The organism is Nocardioides pacificus (assembly GCF_054775955.1).
The window spans coordinates 233,362-248,967 of record NZ_BAAHCI010000011.1 but is presented as its reverse complement, the minus strand read 5'-3'; the positions used below and the strand labels follow the sequence as shown (position 1 = coordinate 248,967).

Sequence of the window (15,606 nt, the reverse complement as noted above, 5' to 3'; positions counted from 1 at the left end):
CGTCAGGGACGCAGCAGCGGCTCCACGGCGGCGCGGATCGCGTCGGGCAGGGGCGCGACGGGGCGCTGTCCCTTGCCGTGGGTGTTGTCGACATAGACGTGGACGAAGCGTCCCTCGGCCGCCGCCTCGTCGGAGTCGCCCTGGAACAGACCGATGCGATAGACGATCGAGGAGCGGCCGACCTTGTCGACGACCAGACCGGTGTCGATGGGGTCGGGGAAGCCGAGCTCGCGGAAGTAGCGACACGACGTCTCCGCGACCACCCCGATCTGCGGCAGCTCGCGCACGTTGGTCCCCGTGGCCTCGAACAGGTGGGCGTTGACGGCCGTGTCGAAGAGCTCGTAATAGGTCGCGTTGTTGAGGTGGCCGTAGGCGTCGTCGTCGCGCCAGCGGGTGGTCACCTGGCGCCAGGCGACGTAGTCCGACCGGGTCGGTCGGCCCGTCGTCCCGCTGCCGTTCGCAGTGGCGCTCATGCCGTCTCCGTCTCGCGCAGTCGCTGGCTGATGACGGCGGACACGCCGTCCCCTCGCATCGTCACTCCGTACAAGGCGTCTCCGACCTCCATGGTCCGTTTCTGGTGGGTGATGACCAGCAGCTGGGAGTTCTCGCGAAGCTCCTCGTAGATCTCCAGCAGCCGGCCGAGGTTGGTGTCGTCGAGGGCGGCCTCGACCTCGTCGAGGATGTAGAACGGCGACGGGCGGGCCTTGAACAGCGCGACCAGGAACGCCACCGCGACCAGCGACCGCTCGCCGCCGGACAGCAGGGAGAGCCGCTTGACCTTCTTGCCCGGCGGCCGGGCCTCGACCTCGACGCCGGTGGTGAGCATGTCGCCGGGGTCGGTGAGCAGGAGGCGGCCCTCCCCTCCGGGGAAGAGCCTCGCGAACACGTGGTCGAAGGCCACGCGGACGTCCTCCCAGGCCTCGGTGAAGACCTGCTCGACGCGGTTGTCGACCTCCCGGACGATGTCGAGGAGGTCCTTGCGGGTCCGCTTGAGGTCCTCGAGCTGCTCGGACAGGAACTGGTGGCGCTCCTCCATCGCGGAGAACTCCTCGAGCGCCAGCGGGTTGACCTTCCCCAGCATGGTCAGCGCCCGCTCCGCCGCACGAAGCCGCTTGGTCTGCTCCTCGCGCACGAACGGCACCGGGTCAGGGACGACGCCGTCCTCGTCGGGCGCCTGTGTCGAGGGCACCAGCTGGTCGGGGCCGTATTCGGAGATGAGCGCCTCGACGCCCAGACCGAGCTCCTCGAGCGCCCGCTCCTCGAGCTGCTCGATGCGCATCCGCTGCTGGGCGCGGGCCATCTCGTCGCGGTGCACCGAGCTGACCAGCTCGTCGTGCTCACGCTGCAGGTCGCGCAGTTGGGCCCGGACGGCGAGCAGCTCCTGCTCCCGGCCCTGCCGAGCGTGCTCGACCTCCGCCCGCACCTCGGCGGCGTCCGCGACCGAGCGCTCCAGCCGCTCGAGCACGGCTGCGACGCCCACGCCCACTGCTCCGGCGGCCCGACCCTCGCGCATCAGCTGCTGACGACGCTCGGCGGCGCGGGCGCGCGCCTCGCGCTCGTTGCGGGCCGTGCGCAGCAGACCGTCGGCCCGCCCGTGGATCGCCCGGGCCCGCTCCTCGGAGGTGCGCAGGGCCAGACGTGCGTCCATCTCCTCCTGGCGGGCCGCTCGCGCCCGCTCGACGAGCTGCTCCCGGGCGCTGGTGTCGGGCTCCTCCTCGGGAGCCTCCTCGGCTGACGCGAGCCGCTGCTCGAGCTCGGCGAGCCCGGCCAAGTCACGGTCGCGGGCCTCCTCGGCGCCGGCGATGGCCTTCTCGAGGCGGTCGGCCTCGCCCTTGGCGGCGCGCGCCTGGGAGCCGTACTGCCCCAGCTCCTCCGCGACCGCTGCCAGCGTCGCGTCGGACTCGTGCAGCCGCGCCAGCGCGGCATCTGCCCGCTGCTGCAGCTCATGGCGCTCCGCCTCCAGGCGCGAGGTCTCGAAGGCCAGCCGCTCGGAGTCCGCGATCGCCTGGGTGAGCTGCTCGCTCGCCTCGTCGACGGCTGCCTGGACCTCGATCAGGCTCGGCTGGGCCGAGGAGCCGCCGGAGGCGAAGTGCGCTCCCAGCACGTCGCCGGCCCGGGTGGCGGCGGTGACGTCGGGCAGGTCGGCGACGAGCGCGCGGGCCGCGGCGAGGTCGTCGACGATCGCCACCTTGTGCAGCAGCCGGGTGAGCCCCGCGGTCAGAGCCTCGGGGCACTCCACCACGTCAACGGCGTACGTCGCGTGCCCGGGCAGCGTGGGCCAGTCGCGCGCGTCGGCCGGGCCGCCGCCGAGCAGCATCCCGGCCCGTCCGAGATCGGCATCCTTGAGGTGGCTGATCGCCTCGGTGGCCGCGTCGGCGTCGCGCAGCGCCACAGCGTCGGCGGCGGATCCGAGGGCTCCCGCGACGGCGGCCTCGCACCCGGTGCGGACCGAGATCAGCGCAGCGACCGAGCCGAGCAGTCCGGCGATCGGCTCGGAGGCGGCCAGGAGCGCACCGGCACCGTCCTTGCGGTTGAGGCCCATCTCCAGGGCGTCCTTGCGCGCAGCCAGCGCCGAGCGGTCCCGGTCGGCCTGCTGGGCCGCCTCACGGACCTTGACCAGGCGCTGCTCGACGTCCTCCAACGCATGGAGGGAGGCCTCGTGCTCCGCATCGAGGCCCTCCTCGCCGGCATCGAGCCCGGCCACCTTGGTCTCCAGGGCGGTGAAGTCGCGCTGGGCACGCTCGGCGCGGGCCAGGGCCTCCTCCCGGGCCAGGCCGAGGCGGCCGACCTCTTCGGCCGCGGCAGTGGCGCGGGAGCGCAGCGCGTTGACCTGGCCGTGCAGGCGCGCGAGGCCCTCACGCCGGTCGGCGGCAGCGCGCTGGAGGCCGGCGATGCGCCGCTCCTCCTCGGCGGCGGCGTCCTCCGCCGCCTTCCGGGCGGTGACCGCTTCGTCCATCGCGGTGCGGAGACGCTCCACCTCGGCCGCGATCTCCTCCTCCTGCTCGCGCACCCGGCCCGCCTCGGCCTCGAGCTGGTCGGGGTCGCGACCACCGGTGGCCACCGGCTCCGCCATGGCGGAGGAGGCATTCCGCGCTCGCTCGGCGGCCAGGGACTGGGTGCCGCGCAGCCGCTCACGCAGTCCGGACAGCGCGAACCAGGTCTCCTGGGCTCGCGACAGGGCCGGGAGGTCCTCGCGCAGCGCCGCCTCCAGGGCGGCCTCGGCCTCACGGGTGGCGCTGACGGCGGACTCGACCTGGGCACGGCGCTCCAGCAGGACCGACTCGTCGGCCATCTCCTGCTCCAGCGCCGTGCGCGCGGTGACGAGGTCGTCGGCCATCAGCCGGGCCCGGGCATCGCGCACGTCGGCCTGCACCGAGGCGGCCCGGCGCGCGACCTCCGCCTGGCGGCCCAGGGGCTTGAGCTGGCGCCGGATCTCGGTGAGCAGGTCCCCGAGGCGGTTGAGGTTGCCCTCCGTGGAGTCCAGCTTGCGCAGCGCCTTCTCCTTGCGCTTGCGGTGCTTGAGGACCCCGGCTGCCTCCTCGATGAAGCCGCGCCGCTCCTCAGGCGTTGCCCGCAGGATCGAGTCGAGCTGCCCCTGCCCGACGATCACGTGCATCTCGCGGCCGATGCCGGAGTCCGAGAGCAGCTCCTGGACGTCGAGGAGGCGACACGAGCTGCCGTTGATGGCGTACTCCGAGCCGCCGTTGCGGAACATCGTCCGGCTGATGGTGACCTCGGCGTACTCGATCGGCAGGGCGCCGTCGGAGTTGTCGATGGTCAGCTGCACCTCGGCGCGCCCCAGCGGCGGGCGCCCGGAGGTGCCGGCGAAGATGACGTCCTCCATCTTGCCGCCGCGCAGGGACTTGGCGCCCTGCTCCCCCATCACCCAGGCCAGCGCATCGACCACATTGGACTTGCCGGAGCCGTTGGGCCCCACGATGCAGGTGATCCCGGGCTCGAGCTGGAGTGTGGTGGAGGAGGCGAAGGACTTGAACCCCTTGAGGGTCAGGCTCTTCAGGTACAACGCGCACTCCTCCCGCGGTCGGTGACGAGCAGGCTACCGTCCGGCACCGGCCCGCGGGCGACGCGGAGGAAAAGCCGTCAGGCCGGCTGCAGCTGCTGGGCCTCGGAGTCGAGCCGGAGCAGGGAGGCTGCCTCCAGCCGGTCGTTCTCCGCCGACAGGCGGAGCACGAGCGCCTCGAGCTCTCCGACGCGGGTGCGGAGCCGGTGGTTCTCGGCGACGAGATGTGCCGGGGTCCGCAGGTCGCTGGGCAGGTGACCGATCAGCGCCTTGGCCATGGATGAGCCTTTCGAAGTGAGGAGGACGAGGTCCCGGACCGGAGTGCATCGGTTGGGTCTGCACCCCGCTGGCGGTCCTTACGGACCGTCTTCAAGAGTCTCAAAGGAACGGGCCGTGGTCAATCTGACGAAAGCCTCCGAACCCGCAGGTCAGAAGGCTCAGCCGACCGAGCCCGAGGCAGGCCGACGCACCCGCGGGACCGGCTGGCAGACGGGGCAGAAGTACGACGACCGGTTCATGAACGCCACGCGCCGGATTGGGGTGCCGCAGCGCCGGCACGGGAGCGCCTCGCGGCCGTAGGCGTCCAGGGACCGGTCGAAGTAGCCGGACTCACCGTTGACGTTGACATAGAGGGAGTCGAACGACGTGCCTCCCTGGCCCAGCGCGTCCGTCATCACCTCGCGGGCGTGGCCGAGCAGCTCACGGACCTGGCCGACGCGGAGCCGCTCCCCCGCCCGCTCCCCGTGGATCCGGGCACGCCACAGCGCCTCGTCGGCGTAGATGTTGCCGACGCCGGACACCAGCGTCTGGTCGAGGAGGAGCCGCTTGATCCCCGAGCTGCGCCGGCGCACGCGTCGTACGAACTCGTCGTCGTCGAACTCGTCGTCGAGCGGGTCACGGGCGATGTGGCTGATCTGGGCGGGGAGCTCGGCACCGCCGGCGGAGACCAGCAGGCCACCGAACATGCGCTGGTCGACGAAGCGCAGCTCGCGGGACTCGCCCTCCGGCTGCCCCGGGGCGCCCGCGAGGCGCAGGCGCACGCGCAGGTGGCGCTCGTCGGGCGAGTCACTGGGCTGGACGAGCATCTGGCCGCTCATCCCCAGGTGGGCGAGCAGGGCGTCACCGCTGTCGAGCGGGAGCCAGAGATACTTGCCGCGCCGCCGCGCGGACTCGATGCGCCGGCCGGTCAGGGCCAGCGCGAAGCCGGCCGGGCCGGTGGGATCGCGGCGGACCGGCCGGGTGTGCAGCACGTCGACATGGGTGACGTGGGCACCGACGACGTGCCGCTCGATGCCGGCGCGGACGACCTCGACCTCGGGCAGCTCGGGCACGACTCAGGCCCGGCCGCCGCCGGCCTGGTCGGCGGCGGTCTTCATCGCCGCCCCCGCGATCTCGCCGTACGCCGTCTCCGCGGCGGCCTGCTCGGCCTCCTTCTTGGAGCGGCCCACGCCGTGGCCGTAGAGGGAGTCGCCGACCCGGACCTGGGCGGTAAAGGTCTTCATGTGGTCGGGACCGTCGTCCTGGATGACGTATTCGGGCACCCCGAGGGAGTGCTCGGCTGCAAGCTCCTGCAGCGAGGTCTTCCAATCGAGCCCGGCACCCAGAGCTGCTGCCGCCGACATCAACGGGTCGAAGAGTCGGTGCACGACCTCGGCCGAGGACTCGAAGCCGCCGCCGCTGAGGTGCACGGCGCCGATCACGGCCTCGACGGTGTCGGAGAGGATCGAGGCCTTGTCGCGACCACCGGTCGTCTCCTCGCCGCGCCCGAGCTTGATGTGCGCGCCCAGCCCGATGGTGCGGGCCACCTCCGCCAGCGCCCGGGCGTTGACGACCGCGGCGCGCAGCTTGGCCAACCGTCCCTCGGAGAGGTCGGGATGGGTGGTGTAGAGGGCCTCGGTCACCACGACGCCGAGGACGGAGTCACCGAGGAACTCGAGCCGCTCGTTGGTCGGCAGCCCGCCGTTCTCGTAGGCGTAGGACCGGTGCGTGAGAGCGCGCTCGAGGAGCTCGGGGTCCAGGTTCGGATCCCCGAGCGCCTCGCGAAGCTCGATGTAGTTGGTCAGGGGACCGGGGTCGTGCTCAGAGGACCTGGCGACGGTCGGTCTTCGCGCCGTACTGGCCGCACTCACCACACGCACGGTGCGGCAGGTGCTTGGCAGCACACGCGGGGTTGGCGCAGGTCACGAGGGACGGCGCGACGGCCTTCCACTGCGAGCGACGGTGACGCGTGTTGCTGCGCGACATCTTCCGCTTCGGGACAGCCACTGTTCTCTCCTCTACCTTGGCCGGTTGTTCCGGCCACTTGCGTCCAGCCGGTGAAGTGTCCGGCTGGTTCAGTCTTCGTCTTGCTTGAGCTGGGTCAGCCCCATCCACCTCGGGTCGATCGCAGCCTCGTGCGTGTGCTCGGGGTCATCGGCCAGGCGGGCACCACATTCGATGCACAGACCCGGACAGTCTTCCTCACACAGCGGCTGGAACGGCAGTGCGAGCACCACCGCGTCCCTCAGTATCGGTTCGAGATCGAGCAGGTCGTCCTCGAGCCGGCTGACGCCATCCTCGTCATCGACGTCATGGCCGTGGTCGTCGTAGACGAACAGCTCCTGGAACGGCGCGGACATCTCGTCCTCGATGGGTTCCAGGCACCGTGCGCACTCGCCGACCAGCCCCGCCGTAGCGGTGCCGGTGACCAGGACGCCCTCCATGACCGCCTCGATCCGCAGGTCGAACTCGACCGGCGAACCTTCGGGGACACGCAGGACCTCGATGCCGAGATCTGCCGGTGCCGGCACCGAACGAAACACTTCGCGTTGGGACCCCGGGCGGCGGCCGAGCTCGCGTGTATCGAGCACGAGCGGCGCTCTCGGGTCCAGGCTGCTCAGGGTTTCACTTCCGGTGTCGGGGCACGACAGATCGGGTGGAATCGTAGCCGCCGGGGACCCTGCCCTGCAAAAGCGGGGTCACTGGCGGGGTCATTGGCGGGGTCACTGGCGGGGTCACTGGGCGTCCCGGGCGCGCTCGGCGAGGCGCCGGGTGAGGCGGTCGTTGACGAACGGCGGGATCAGCGCGGACACGTCGCCACCGAACGTCGCGACCTCCTTGACCAGGCTCGAGGCCAGGAAGGAGTAGGCCGGGCTGGTGGGGACGAAGACGGTCTCCACGCCGGTCAGGCTGGAGTTCATCTGGGCCATCTGCAGCTCGTAGTCGAAGTCGCTGACCGCCCGCAGACCCTTCACGATGGCGTGGATGTCGTGCTCGGTGCAGAAGTCCGTCAGCAGCCCCGTGAAGCCGTCCACGCGCACGTTGTCGAAGCCCACGCAGGCCTGCTCGAGCATGTCGATGCGCTCCTCGGGCGAGAAGAGCCTGTTCTTGGACTTGTTGACCCCGACCGCGACCACCACCTCGTCGAAGAGGCCGCTGGCACGCGACACGATGTCGATGTGTCCGTTGGTGACCGGATCGAACGACCCTGGACAGACGGCACGGCGCACGTGGCTACTCCTCGGTGGGCTGGTGGGGTGGGGCGAGTCCCGCGGACGGGGCGGCGTGACCGTACCAAAGCGCGGTCTCGCCGTAGCGTTTCTCCCGGCTGGCCTCGATCCCCTCGGGCCAGGTGACGACCGTCCGGCGCGAGGACCGCTCGACGACGACCAGGGCCCCGGGCACGAGCCAGCCGTGGTCGACCAGGGCCTGCAGGTCGGCGGTGACGTCCTCGTCGGGCTGCGGGTAGGGCGGGTCCGCGAACACCACGTCGTACGGCGCGCCGGGGGGCCGGGCCAGCACCGTCGCGACCGAGCCGGTCACCACGTCGGCGCGGGGGAAGCCGAGCGTCCTGGCGTTGGTGGCGATCAGCGCCGCGGCCTTCCGGTCGTGCTCGACGAGCGTGACCACACCGGCGCCACGGGACCAGGCCTCCAGCCCGATCGCCCCCGAGCCGGCGTACAGGTCGAGGAAGCGCAGGCCCGACAGTGAGCCGAACTCGTGCTCCAGCGCCGAGAAGAGCGCCTCGCGGACGCGGTCGCTGGTGGGACGTGTGCTGGTGCCCCGGGGAGTGCTGAGTCGACGCCCACCCGCCGAGCCGCCGATGATGCGGGTCATGACTTCTCCATGAACTCGGAGTGCTGGGAGAGCTCGAGATCCTGGACGGCGCGAGCCAGTCCCGGCGCGGCCCGCAGGTCGGGGTCCTCTGTCATCAGCTCGGTGGCCGCCTCGCGGGCGGCCAGGATCGTCTTCTCGTCGCGCAGCACCCGGAGATTCTGCAGGGAGGAGCGAAACCCCGACTGGGAGGCACCCAGGACGTCGCCCTCGCGGCGCTGCTCGAGGTCGACCCGGCTGAGCTCGAAGCCGTCGGTGGTGGCAGCGACGGCGTCGAGCCGCTCCCGGGCCGGGCTGCCCGGCTCGGCGTGGCTGACCAGCAGGCACAGCCCCGGGTGGCCGCCGCGGCCCACCCGGCCGCGAAGCTGGTGGAGCTGGGAGACACCGAACCGGTCGGCGTCGAGCAGGACCATCATGGTCGCGTTGGCGACGTCCACACCGACCTCGATCACGGTCGTCGAGACCAGGACGTCGACGTCACCGGCCGCGAACGAGCGCATCACCCGCTCCTTGTCGTCGGGGGCCATCCGGCCGTGCAGGCCCTCCACCCGCAAGCCCTCGAGCGCCCCCTCCCGCAGCGACGGCACGACCTCCTCGACCGCAGCGAGCGCCCCGGGGCGGATGGGCGCCGGCTGGCCCTCCTCGTCGAGGACGGGCGCATCGCGCTCGCCCTGCTCCTGCTCGTCGCCGCTGATCCGGGGGCACACGACGTAGACCTGGTGGCCTGCCTCGACCTCCTCGCGGACCCGCTGCCACGCGCGCTCGAGCCAGTGGGGTCGCTCGGCGATCGCGACGACATTGGTCTGGATGGGTGCCCGGCCGGCGGGCAGCTCGGTCAGGGTCGAGGTCTCGAGGTCACCGAACACGGTCATCGCGACCGTGCGCGGGATCGGGGTCGCCGTCATCACCAGCACGTGGGGCGGTGTGCCCGCCTTGTCGGTGAGCGCGGCGCGCTGCTCGACGCCGAAGCGGTGCTGCTCGTCGACCACCACGAGGCCCAGGTCGGCGAAGGAGACCCGCTCCTCGAGCAGGGCGTGGGTGCCGATCACGATGCCTGCCTCACCGGAGGCGATGCGCAGCAGGGCCTCCTTGCGCTGGGTGCGGTTCATCGACCCGGTCAGCAGTGCGACACCGGTCCCCTCCTCGGCTCCACCGAGCATCCCGCCGGCGGCCAGGTCGCCCAGCAGGGCGGTGATCGAGCGGTGGTGCTGCTGGGCGAGCACCTCGGTGGGCGCGAGCAGCGCCGCCTGCCCGCCGGAGTCGACGACGCGCAGCATGGCCCGCAGCGCCACGAGGGTCTTCCCGGAGCCGACCTCGCCCTGGAGCAGGCGGTTCATCGGGTGCGACTCGGCCAGGTCGGCCTCCAGCTCGGCCCCGATCTCCCGCTGCCCGGCCGTCAGCTCGAAGGGCAGCCGGGCGTCGAAGGCGGCCAGCAGCCGCCCCTGCTCACCCGTGCGGGCGCGGGCGCCCTGGGCGCGCAGTGCCGCCCGCCGGCGGGCCAGCACGAGCTGGGTGACCAGGGCCTCCTCGAAGCGGAACCTCCGCAGCGCCGCCCCCACCTGGGCGTGGTCGTCAGGCGCGTGGACCCAGTCGAGGGCGGTGCGCGCGTCCACCACGTCGTAGCGCCGACGCAGCTCCTCGGGGAGCACGTCCGGCACCTCGTCGAGCACGGTGCGAGCGAAGCTCACCGCGCGCTGGAGGTCCCACGAGTCGACGCCCTTGGTGACGGGATAGATCGGATAGAGGCCCCGCAGGTTCTCGAGCACGATGCGCGCGGTGTCGTCCTCGTCCGCTTCGCCGCCGAAGAGCAGCATCTGCGGGTTGGTCAGCTGCCAGGCGTCGCGGAAGCTGCTCGCCTGCCCGGTGAAGATTCCCTGGCGCCCGACGGGCAGCCGTCGGGCCTGCCAGTCGGCGACACGCTGGGACTTGGCGAAGAACGTCATCACCAGCGAAGGGCCGTTGGTGCGCAGCACCGTCTCGAGACGGAACGCGGTGCGCCCGCTGCGCCGATCGGTGTAGGTGTGGACCTTGCTGCGCGAGATCTCGCCCACGATCGTCAGGGCCTGTCCCGCCTCCAGCGTGCCCACCTCGGTCAGCTCGCCGGTCTTGATGTAGCGGCGGGGGAAGTGGTGCAGCAGGTCCCCGACCGTGCGCAGGCCGAGCCCCTCGGTGATCTTCTTGTGCTTCTTGTTCCGGTCCCCGAGCACCGTCGCCACCGGGGAGTCGAGGGTGATCATCGCGTCCTTCCCACTACTCGACCGCCACCAGGAGCGGGTAGCGCTCCTGGCCACCGTCGTACACCACGACGTCGACAGTGGGGTGCCGGCGCTCGACGTACTCGGCGCAGCTGGCCGCCAGGCCGTCACGATCCTCCGCCCCCGACACCAGCGTGACCAGGTCGCCGCCGCCGCCGAGCAGGCGGTCGACCACCTCGACCGCGACGTCGACAAGGTCGGGCCCGACGATCACGAAGTCGCCGGCGATGACGCCGAGCACGTCGCCGGGCTCGCACGGCCCGGCCATCGTCATCGCCTGGCGGGCGGCCACCGTGACCGCGCCGTGCCGGGCGTGGCGTGCCGTCGCCGTCATCTCGAGGACGTCCTGCTCGAAGCTGCGGCCCGGCTCGTGGACGGCGAGGGCGGCCAGTCCCTGGACCTGGGCCTGGGTGGGGACCACAGCCACCCGGATGTCCCCGGCCTCCTCGGCCGTGCGCGCGGCGATCTCCGCCACCCGCAGGGAGTCGTGGTCGTTGGGCAGCACCACGACCTCGGCGGCGTGGCAGCCGGTGATGGCGTCCAGCAGCATCCCCGACGAGGGACGGTTCCCCGGCCCGCCGCTGACCACGACGGCCCCGGCCCCGGCGAAGACCTGTTCGAGTCCCGGCCCCGCCGCGACCGTGACGACCTTGCGCCCGGTGCGCCGACGCAGCTTGTCGCGGGCCCCGGCCACCTGCTCGGCGAAGTGGGTGACCCGGACCCGGTGCGGGCGGCCCACCTGGATGCCCGCCTCGATCGCCGCGCCCACGTCGTCCACGTGCACATGGACGTTCCAGAGTCCGTCGCCGCCCACCACGACGAGGGAGTCGCCCAGACCGGCGAGGACCACACGGAGCCGCGCCACGGCGTCGTCCTCGGCGTCGAGGAGGTACATCACCTCGTAGGCCGGCCCGTCCTCGGTCAGGTCCCCCGTCGGGGTCACCAGCGGGACGGGGATCTGGTGCTGGCCCAGCGAGGCCGCGACGGAGACCGGTCGGCGCCCGGTCAGCACCGTCTCGGCCGCGTCCAGCACGACACTCAGCCCGCGACCGCCCGCGTCGACCACACCGGCGTCCCCGAGCACCTGCAGCTGCTGGGGCGTCCGCGCCAGTGCCACCCGTGCGGCCATCGCCGCCGCCTCGAACACGTCACGAGCCCGGGCCCCCGGGTCCTCGGCGCGCTGCAGCGCCGCGTCGGAGGCGGCACGCGAGACCGTCAGCATGGTGCCCTCGACGGGCTCCCCGACCGCGGCATAGCTGGCGTCGGTGGCCTCGCACATCGCGTCAGCCATCACCCGCGCGTTGCGCTCCCCCGGCTCGGCCGCCGCGATCCGGTGCGCGATCGCCCCCAGCATCTGGCTCAGGATCACCCCCGAGTTGCCGCGGGCGCCGAGCAGCGCGCCCCGGGCGAAGGCCGCCAGGGCAGGTCCGATGTCCGCTGGTCCGGAAGCGCTCATCACCACCCCCCGAAGGGCGTCGCGGGCGGCGGACATGGTCAGGAACATGTTGGTGCCGGTGTCACCGTCCGGGACGGGATAGACGTTGAGCGCGTCGATCTCCTCGCGCGCAGCGGAGAGCGCGTCGGTGGCGACGTCGACGAAGCGCAGCACGGTGGCGACGTCGACCTCGTCACCTGGCGGTGTCTGCATGCGTCCACCTCGAGATCCGTCGCGATGCCCGGGCCGGTCCGCCCTCGGCGATGAGTGCCACAATGTAGTGGCTGACCCCGACATCGCGGGCCCACCGGTCCGCGTGGGGTTCGATTCGCCTGTGGTCCGGCCATCGGATAGTCTGATTCGGTTGCCCGCGACCGTCCATTGGTCCGCGAGCACCCATTCTCGTTCCAACCTCAATCTTCAGGAGTTCACGGTGGCTGCCGTCTGTGACATCTGCGACAAGAAGCCGGGCTTCGGCAACAACCGTCCGTGGTCGCGCAAGATTACGAAGCGTCGCTTCAACCCCAACATCCAGCGCGTCCGCGCCACCGTCAACGGTGCGCCGAAGCGTCTCAACGTCTGCACCGGCTGCCTGAAGGCCGGCAAGGTCAGCCGCTGACCCCCTGAGACTTGCACGAAGAACCCCCGAGGCCCCAGGCCCCGGGGGTTCTTTCATGTCCCCCACCACACCCGAGCCCCGCCGTACGCCGACCCGTCACTCCCTCCGGCCACGACGGCGTGTCTGGTCGAGGGAGTGACGGGTCGTCAGAAGTGGGTCCAGCCGGGGGTGCCCACGTAGGGGTCTCCGTCCACCGTGACCCCCTCGCCCTGGTGGACCGAGCCGACCAGGAGCCACCCCTCCGGGACGTCGCTCTCCTCGCTGAACGTCGCCAGCAGGGCGTGGTCGTCGCCGCCGCCCAGGACGAACTGCAGGGGGTCCGCCCCCAGGGCCGCGCCCACCGCCTGCAGCGGCTCGGCGATCTCGAAGGCGGCGGAGCGGATGTCGATCGCGACGCCGGACTGCTCGGCGATGTGGGCGGCGTCGGCCACCAGGCCGTCGGAGACGTCGATCATCGCGGTGGCTCCGGCCTCGGCAGCCACCCGCCCCGCGTCGTACGGCGGCTCCGGGCGGCGGTAGGCCTCCACCAGCACGCGAGGCGACCGGAAGCCCCGGCCGAGGACCGCCAGACCGGCACCGGCCCAGCCCTGTCGGCCGCACATCGCCACCACGTCGCCGGGCTCGGCCCCCGAGCGGAGCACCGGCGCCTGCGTGCACGCTCCCAGCACGGTGACGGCGATGACGATGGCTTCACTGCTGGTCAGGTCGCCACCCACGACGCTCGCACCCACCGAGCCCGCCTCCTCCGCGAACCCCCGCGCGAAGTCGAGGACCCACGAGGCCGGGAGGTCCGGCGGCGCGGCGAGCCCGATCGTGAGCCACGTCGCGCGTCCGCCCATCGCGTTGATGTCGGAGAGGTTCTGGGCCGCCGCCCGATGGCCGACGTCGGTCGCCGACGACCAGTCCCGCCGGAAGTGCCGGTTCTCGACCATCAGGTCGGTCGAGACCACGACGTGGCCCGTGCGGACGCGCAGCACCGCGGCGTCGTCCCCCGGGCCCACCAGGACGTGCTCACCCTGTGCGAACGCCTCGGTGAAGGCCGCGATCAGGCCGAACTCGCCCACGTCCGCGAGGGTCGCGCCGGGGTCGGGAGGTGTGGGAGGAACCATGCGCCCCATCTCACCAGACCGGGAGCGCTACCGGCGCTCCGGGCGGCTACCGACACGCGGCTACGTCACGGTAGGTTGAGGCCGTCACATCTTCGCAACCTGTTCTGAGGAGCCTTCGATGGTCGTGCAGGCCTACATCCTGATCCAGACCGATGTCGGCAAGGCCGCCGAGGTCGCCGCCGCCATCGCCCAGGTCAAGGGCGTCACGCTGGCGGAGGACGTCACCGGGCCCTACGACGTGATCGTGCGGGCCGAGGCACGCAACGTCGATGAGCTCGGCAAGCTCGTGGTGGCCAAGGTGCAGACCCTCGACGGCATCACGCGCACGCTCACCTGCCCGGTCGTCCACATCTGAGCGTGTCCCTCCTGCCATCACGCCCCGGGTCCACCAGGACCCGGGGCGTCGCACTGCTCCTGCTAGTCTCCGCCCCGGTCGGGACCCTCGCGGCCTGCGCCCCGAGTGAGGTCCAGGTGCTCTCCCCCACGCTCAGCCGCCCGGACGGGACCGCGTGCGCCCAACTCATCGATGCGCTGCCCGAGCGCCTCGCCGGACTCGATCGTCGCGAGACCGAGCCCCCCGGCGCTCCCGCCCGGGCCTGGGGCGACCCCGCGGTCGTCGTCGAGTGCGGGACACCCGCCGCCGAGGACTTCGACGGCCTGTCCACGTGCCAGGAGGTGGACGGCGTCGAGTGGTTCGTCCCCGAGGAGCAGATCGCCGACCAGTCCGCCGACGTCGTGATGAGCACGATCGGCTTCGCGCCCACCGTGACCGTGCGGGTTCCCGCGGAGCGGCGTCCCCCGACAGACGTCTTCGTCGAGCTCGCGCCCGCCATCCGCACGTCGCTTCGGCACGTGTCCTCGTGCGACGACAGCACCCCCTGACCGCCGGTGGCGGCGCCCGCCCTCAGCGCAGGCCGGTGTCGCGTGCCAGGGCGAGCCGGATGAGGCGGTCGACCAGCTCGGGATAGTCGATCCCGCTCGCAGCCCACATCCGCGGGAACATCGACAGGCTGGTGAAGCCGGGCATCGTCTCGACCTCGTTGAGGACCACGCGCCCGTCGGGGAAGACGAAGAAGTCGACCCGCGCCAGACCCTCGCAGTCGAGCGCCTCGAAGGCCCGCGCGGCGAGCTCCTTGACCCGCTCGGCGACCTCCGGAGCGAGGTCGGCCGGCACGTCGAGGGCGGTGTTCTCCTCCGGAAGGTACTTCGCCTCGAAGTCGTAGAAGGCGTGGGCGGAGGCGACCCGGATCTCGGCCAGCTCGCTGGTGGCGGGCGGCGCTCCCCGCTCCCCCTCCAGGACCCCGCACTCGATCTCGCGGGCCCCGATCGCGGCCGCCTCGACGATCACCTTCGGGTCGAAGCGGCGCGCCTCGGCGAGGGCGTCCTCGAGCTGATCCAGCGAGTCGACGCGGGAGATCCCGAAGCTGGAGCCCGCGCGGGCCGGCTTCACGAACACCGGAAGCCCGAGCGCGACGATCTCCTCGTGGAGTCGGGCGCGGTCGCGCTCCCACGTGCGTGGCGGCAGCACGACGTACGGCAGGATCGGCAGGCCGTGGGCCTCGAAGAGCAGCTTCATGTACATCTTGTCGGTGCCGACCGCCGAGGACAGCACGCCGGCCCCGACGTAGCGCACGCCGGCCATCTCCAGCATCCCCTGCAGGGTGCCGTCCTGGCCGAAGGGCCCGTGCATGACGGGGAAGACCACGTCGACCTCACCGAGGGGCCGGGAGACCTCGCCGGGCACGTGGACCATCAGCTCGTTGGTCTCGCCGTGCACGATCTGCACGTCGGCCCCGTCGGTCACCTCCGGCAGCTCCCCGCCCGGCCCGAGCGCCAGCCGCGCGCCGTCGGCGGCCTCGAGCACCCATCGCCCCTCGCGGGTGATGCCGATCGGCACCACGTCGTAGGCCTCGCGGTCGATGGCCGCCAGCACGCTCCCGGCGGAGATGCAGGAGATGGAGTGCTCACTGGAGCGCCCGCCGAAGACGACGGCCACCCGGGGTCGGCGTGAGGCGTCGCTGGGGTCACTGCTGGGCTCGTTCATCGCCGCAGACCCTACCGGCCTAGGCTTGGCC

16 protein-coding genes are annotated in these 15,606 nt (G+C 72.2%); 3 read left to right on the top strand and 13 right to left on the bottom strand.

Annotated features, from left to right (window positions below):
* Positions 1-2 precede the first annotated feature (2 nt).
* From ACYU7L_RS14780 to ACYU7L_RS14730, 11 genes are all read right to left on the bottom strand, one after another.
* Positions 3-473, bottom strand: coding sequence for an acyl-CoA thioesterase (locus ACYU7L_RS14780; protein ID WP_460797989.1), 471 nt, complete (start codon positions 471-473; stop codon positions 3-5).
* Positions 470-4,024: a chromosome segregation protein SMC gene (smc, locus tag ACYU7L_RS14775; RefSeq protein ID WP_460797986.1), complete on the bottom strand. Its 3,555-nt coding sequence runs from the start codon at positions 4,022-4,024 to the stop codon at positions 470-472. The genes ACYU7L_RS14780 and smc overlap by 4 nt, the downstream gene beginning before the upstream one ends.
* 77 nt (positions 4,025-4,101) lie before the next feature.
* Positions 4,102-4,299, bottom strand: a complete 198-nt coding sequence (locus ACYU7L_RS14770; protein ID WP_460797984.1) for a hypothetical protein — start codon at positions 4,297-4,299, stop codon at positions 4,102-4,104.
* A gap of 159 nt (positions 4,300-4,458) precedes the next feature.
* Positions 4,459-5,352, bottom strand: a complete 894-nt coding sequence (gene mutM / locus ACYU7L_RS14765; protein ID WP_460797982.1) for a bifunctional DNA-formamidopyrimidine glycosylase/DNA-(apurinic or apyrimidinic site) lyase — start codon at positions 5,350-5,352, stop codon at positions 4,459-4,461.
* Between the two features lie 3 nt (positions 5,353-5,355).
* Entirely contained in the window at positions 5,356-6,150 is a 795-nt protein-coding gene (rnc, locus tag ACYU7L_RS14760) for a ribonuclease III (RefSeq protein WP_460797978.1), read from the bottom strand.
* Positions 6,101-6,286: a 50S ribosomal protein L32 gene (gene rpmF, locus ACYU7L_RS14755; protein WP_460797976.1), complete on the bottom strand. Its 186-nt coding sequence runs from the start codon at positions 6,284-6,286 to the stop codon at positions 6,101-6,103. The genes rnc and rpmF overlap by 50 nt, the downstream gene beginning before the upstream one ends.
* A gap of 68 nt (positions 6,287-6,354) precedes the next feature.
* Positions 6,355-6,870, bottom strand: coding sequence for a YceD family protein (locus ACYU7L_RS14750; RefSeq protein WP_460797973.1), 516 nt, complete (start codon positions 6,868-6,870; stop codon positions 6,355-6,357).
* Between the two features lie 144 nt (positions 6,871-7,014).
* The gene (gene coaD, locus ACYU7L_RS14745) at positions 7,015-7,509 is read right to left on the bottom strand and encodes a pantetheine-phosphate adenylyltransferase (RefSeq protein WP_460797971.1); all 495 of its coding nucleotides are present in this window, start codon (positions 7,507-7,509) and stop codon (positions 7,015-7,017) included.
* Between the two features lie 4 nt (positions 7,510-7,513).
* The gene (gene rsmD, locus ACYU7L_RS14740) at positions 7,514-8,116 is read right to left on the bottom strand and encodes a 16S rRNA (guanine(966)-N(2))-methyltransferase RsmD (RefSeq protein ID WP_460797969.1); all 603 of its coding nucleotides are present in this window, start codon (positions 8,114-8,116) and stop codon (positions 7,514-7,516) included.
* Positions 8,113-10,350, bottom strand: coding sequence for an ATP-dependent DNA helicase RecG (locus ACYU7L_RS14735; protein WP_460797967.1), 2,238 nt, complete (start codon positions 10,348-10,350; stop codon positions 8,113-8,115). The genes rsmD and ACYU7L_RS14735 overlap by 4 nt, the downstream gene beginning before the upstream one ends.
* A 13-nt stretch (positions 10,351-10,363) precedes the next feature.
* Positions 10,364-12,016, bottom strand: a complete 1,653-nt coding sequence (locus tag ACYU7L_RS14730; protein WP_460797965.1) for a DAK2 domain-containing protein — start codon at positions 12,014-12,016, stop codon at positions 10,364-10,366.
* A 220-nt stretch (positions 12,017-12,236) separates the two neighbouring features.
* Between ACYU7L_RS14730 and rpmB the strand changes: the two genes are divergently transcribed.
* The gene (gene rpmB, locus ACYU7L_RS14725) at positions 12,237-12,422 is read left to right on the top strand and encodes a 50S ribosomal protein L28 (RefSeq protein WP_460798812.1); all 186 of its coding nucleotides are present in this window, start codon (positions 12,237-12,239) and stop codon (positions 12,420-12,422) included.
* 146 nt (positions 12,423-12,568) lie between these two features.
* Here the strand turns inward: rpmB and ACYU7L_RS14720 are convergent, their stop codons facing one another.
* Positions 12,569-13,531: a thiamine-phosphate kinase gene (locus ACYU7L_RS14720; RefSeq protein WP_460797963.1), complete on the bottom strand. Its 963-nt coding sequence runs from the start codon at positions 13,529-13,531 to the stop codon at positions 12,569-12,571.
* 118 nt (positions 13,532-13,649) lie between these two features.
* Here ACYU7L_RS14720 and ACYU7L_RS14715 point away from each other — a divergent pair, with 118 nt between their 5' ends.
* Both ACYU7L_RS14715 and ACYU7L_RS14710 read left to right on the top strand, forming a co-directional pair.
* Complete coding sequence (locus ACYU7L_RS14715) at positions 13,650-13,886, top strand: Lrp/AsnC ligand binding domain-containing protein (protein WP_344735486.1); 237 nt, start codon at positions 13,650-13,652, stop codon at positions 13,884-13,886.
* A 2-nt stretch (positions 13,887-13,888) separates the two neighbouring features.
* Positions 13,889-14,413 (top strand): DUF3515 domain-containing protein, encoded by a 525-nt coding sequence (locus ACYU7L_RS14710; protein WP_460797960.1) that lies wholly within the window; start codon positions 13,889-13,891, stop codon positions 14,411-14,413.
* Between the two features lie 22 nt (positions 14,414-14,435).
* On the opposite strand, the gene ACYU7L_RS14705 is transcribed toward ACYU7L_RS14710, so the two are convergent.
* The gene (locus ACYU7L_RS14705; protein ID WP_460797958.1) at positions 14,436-15,575 is read right to left on the bottom strand and encodes a D-alanine--D-alanine ligase family protein; all 1,140 of its coding nucleotides are present in this window, start codon (positions 15,573-15,575) and stop codon (positions 14,436-14,438) included.
* Between the last annotated feature and the right edge of the window lie 31 nt (positions 15,576-15,606).

Excerpts from the sequence above, each read along its gene's own strand:
- ACYU7L_RS14780 (WP_460797989.1), bottom strand. The coding sequence starts at position 473 with ATGAGCGCCACTGCGAACGGCAGCGGGACGACGGGCCGACCGACCCGG.
- ACYU7L_RS14770 (WP_460797984.1), bottom strand. The coding sequence starts at position 4,299 with ATGGCCAAGGCGCTGATCGGTCACCTGCCCAGCGACCTGCGGACCCCG.
- rsmD (WP_460797969.1), bottom strand. The coding sequence starts at position 8,116 with ATGACCCGCATCATCGGCGGCTCGGCGGGTGGGCGTCGACTCAGCACT.
- ACYU7L_RS14735 (WP_460797967.1), bottom strand. The coding sequence starts at position 10,350 with ATGATCACCCTCGACTCCCCGGTGGCGACGGTGCTCGGGGACCGGAAC.
- ACYU7L_RS14730 (WP_460797965.1), bottom strand. The coding sequence starts at position 12,016 with ATGCAGACACCGCCAGGTGACGAGGTCGACGTCGCCACCGTGCTGCGC.
- ACYU7L_RS14720 (WP_460797963.1), bottom strand. The coding sequence starts at position 13,531 with ATGGTTCCTCCCACACCTCCCGACCCCGGCGCGACCCTCGCGGACGTG.
- ACYU7L_RS14715 (WP_344735486.1), top strand. The coding sequence starts at position 13,650 with ATGGTCGTGCAGGCCTACATCCTGATCCAGACCGATGTCGGCAAGGCC.
- ACYU7L_RS14705 (WP_460797958.1), bottom strand. The coding sequence starts at position 15,575 with ATGAACGAGCCCAGCAGTGACCCCAGCGACGCCTCACGCCGACCCCGG.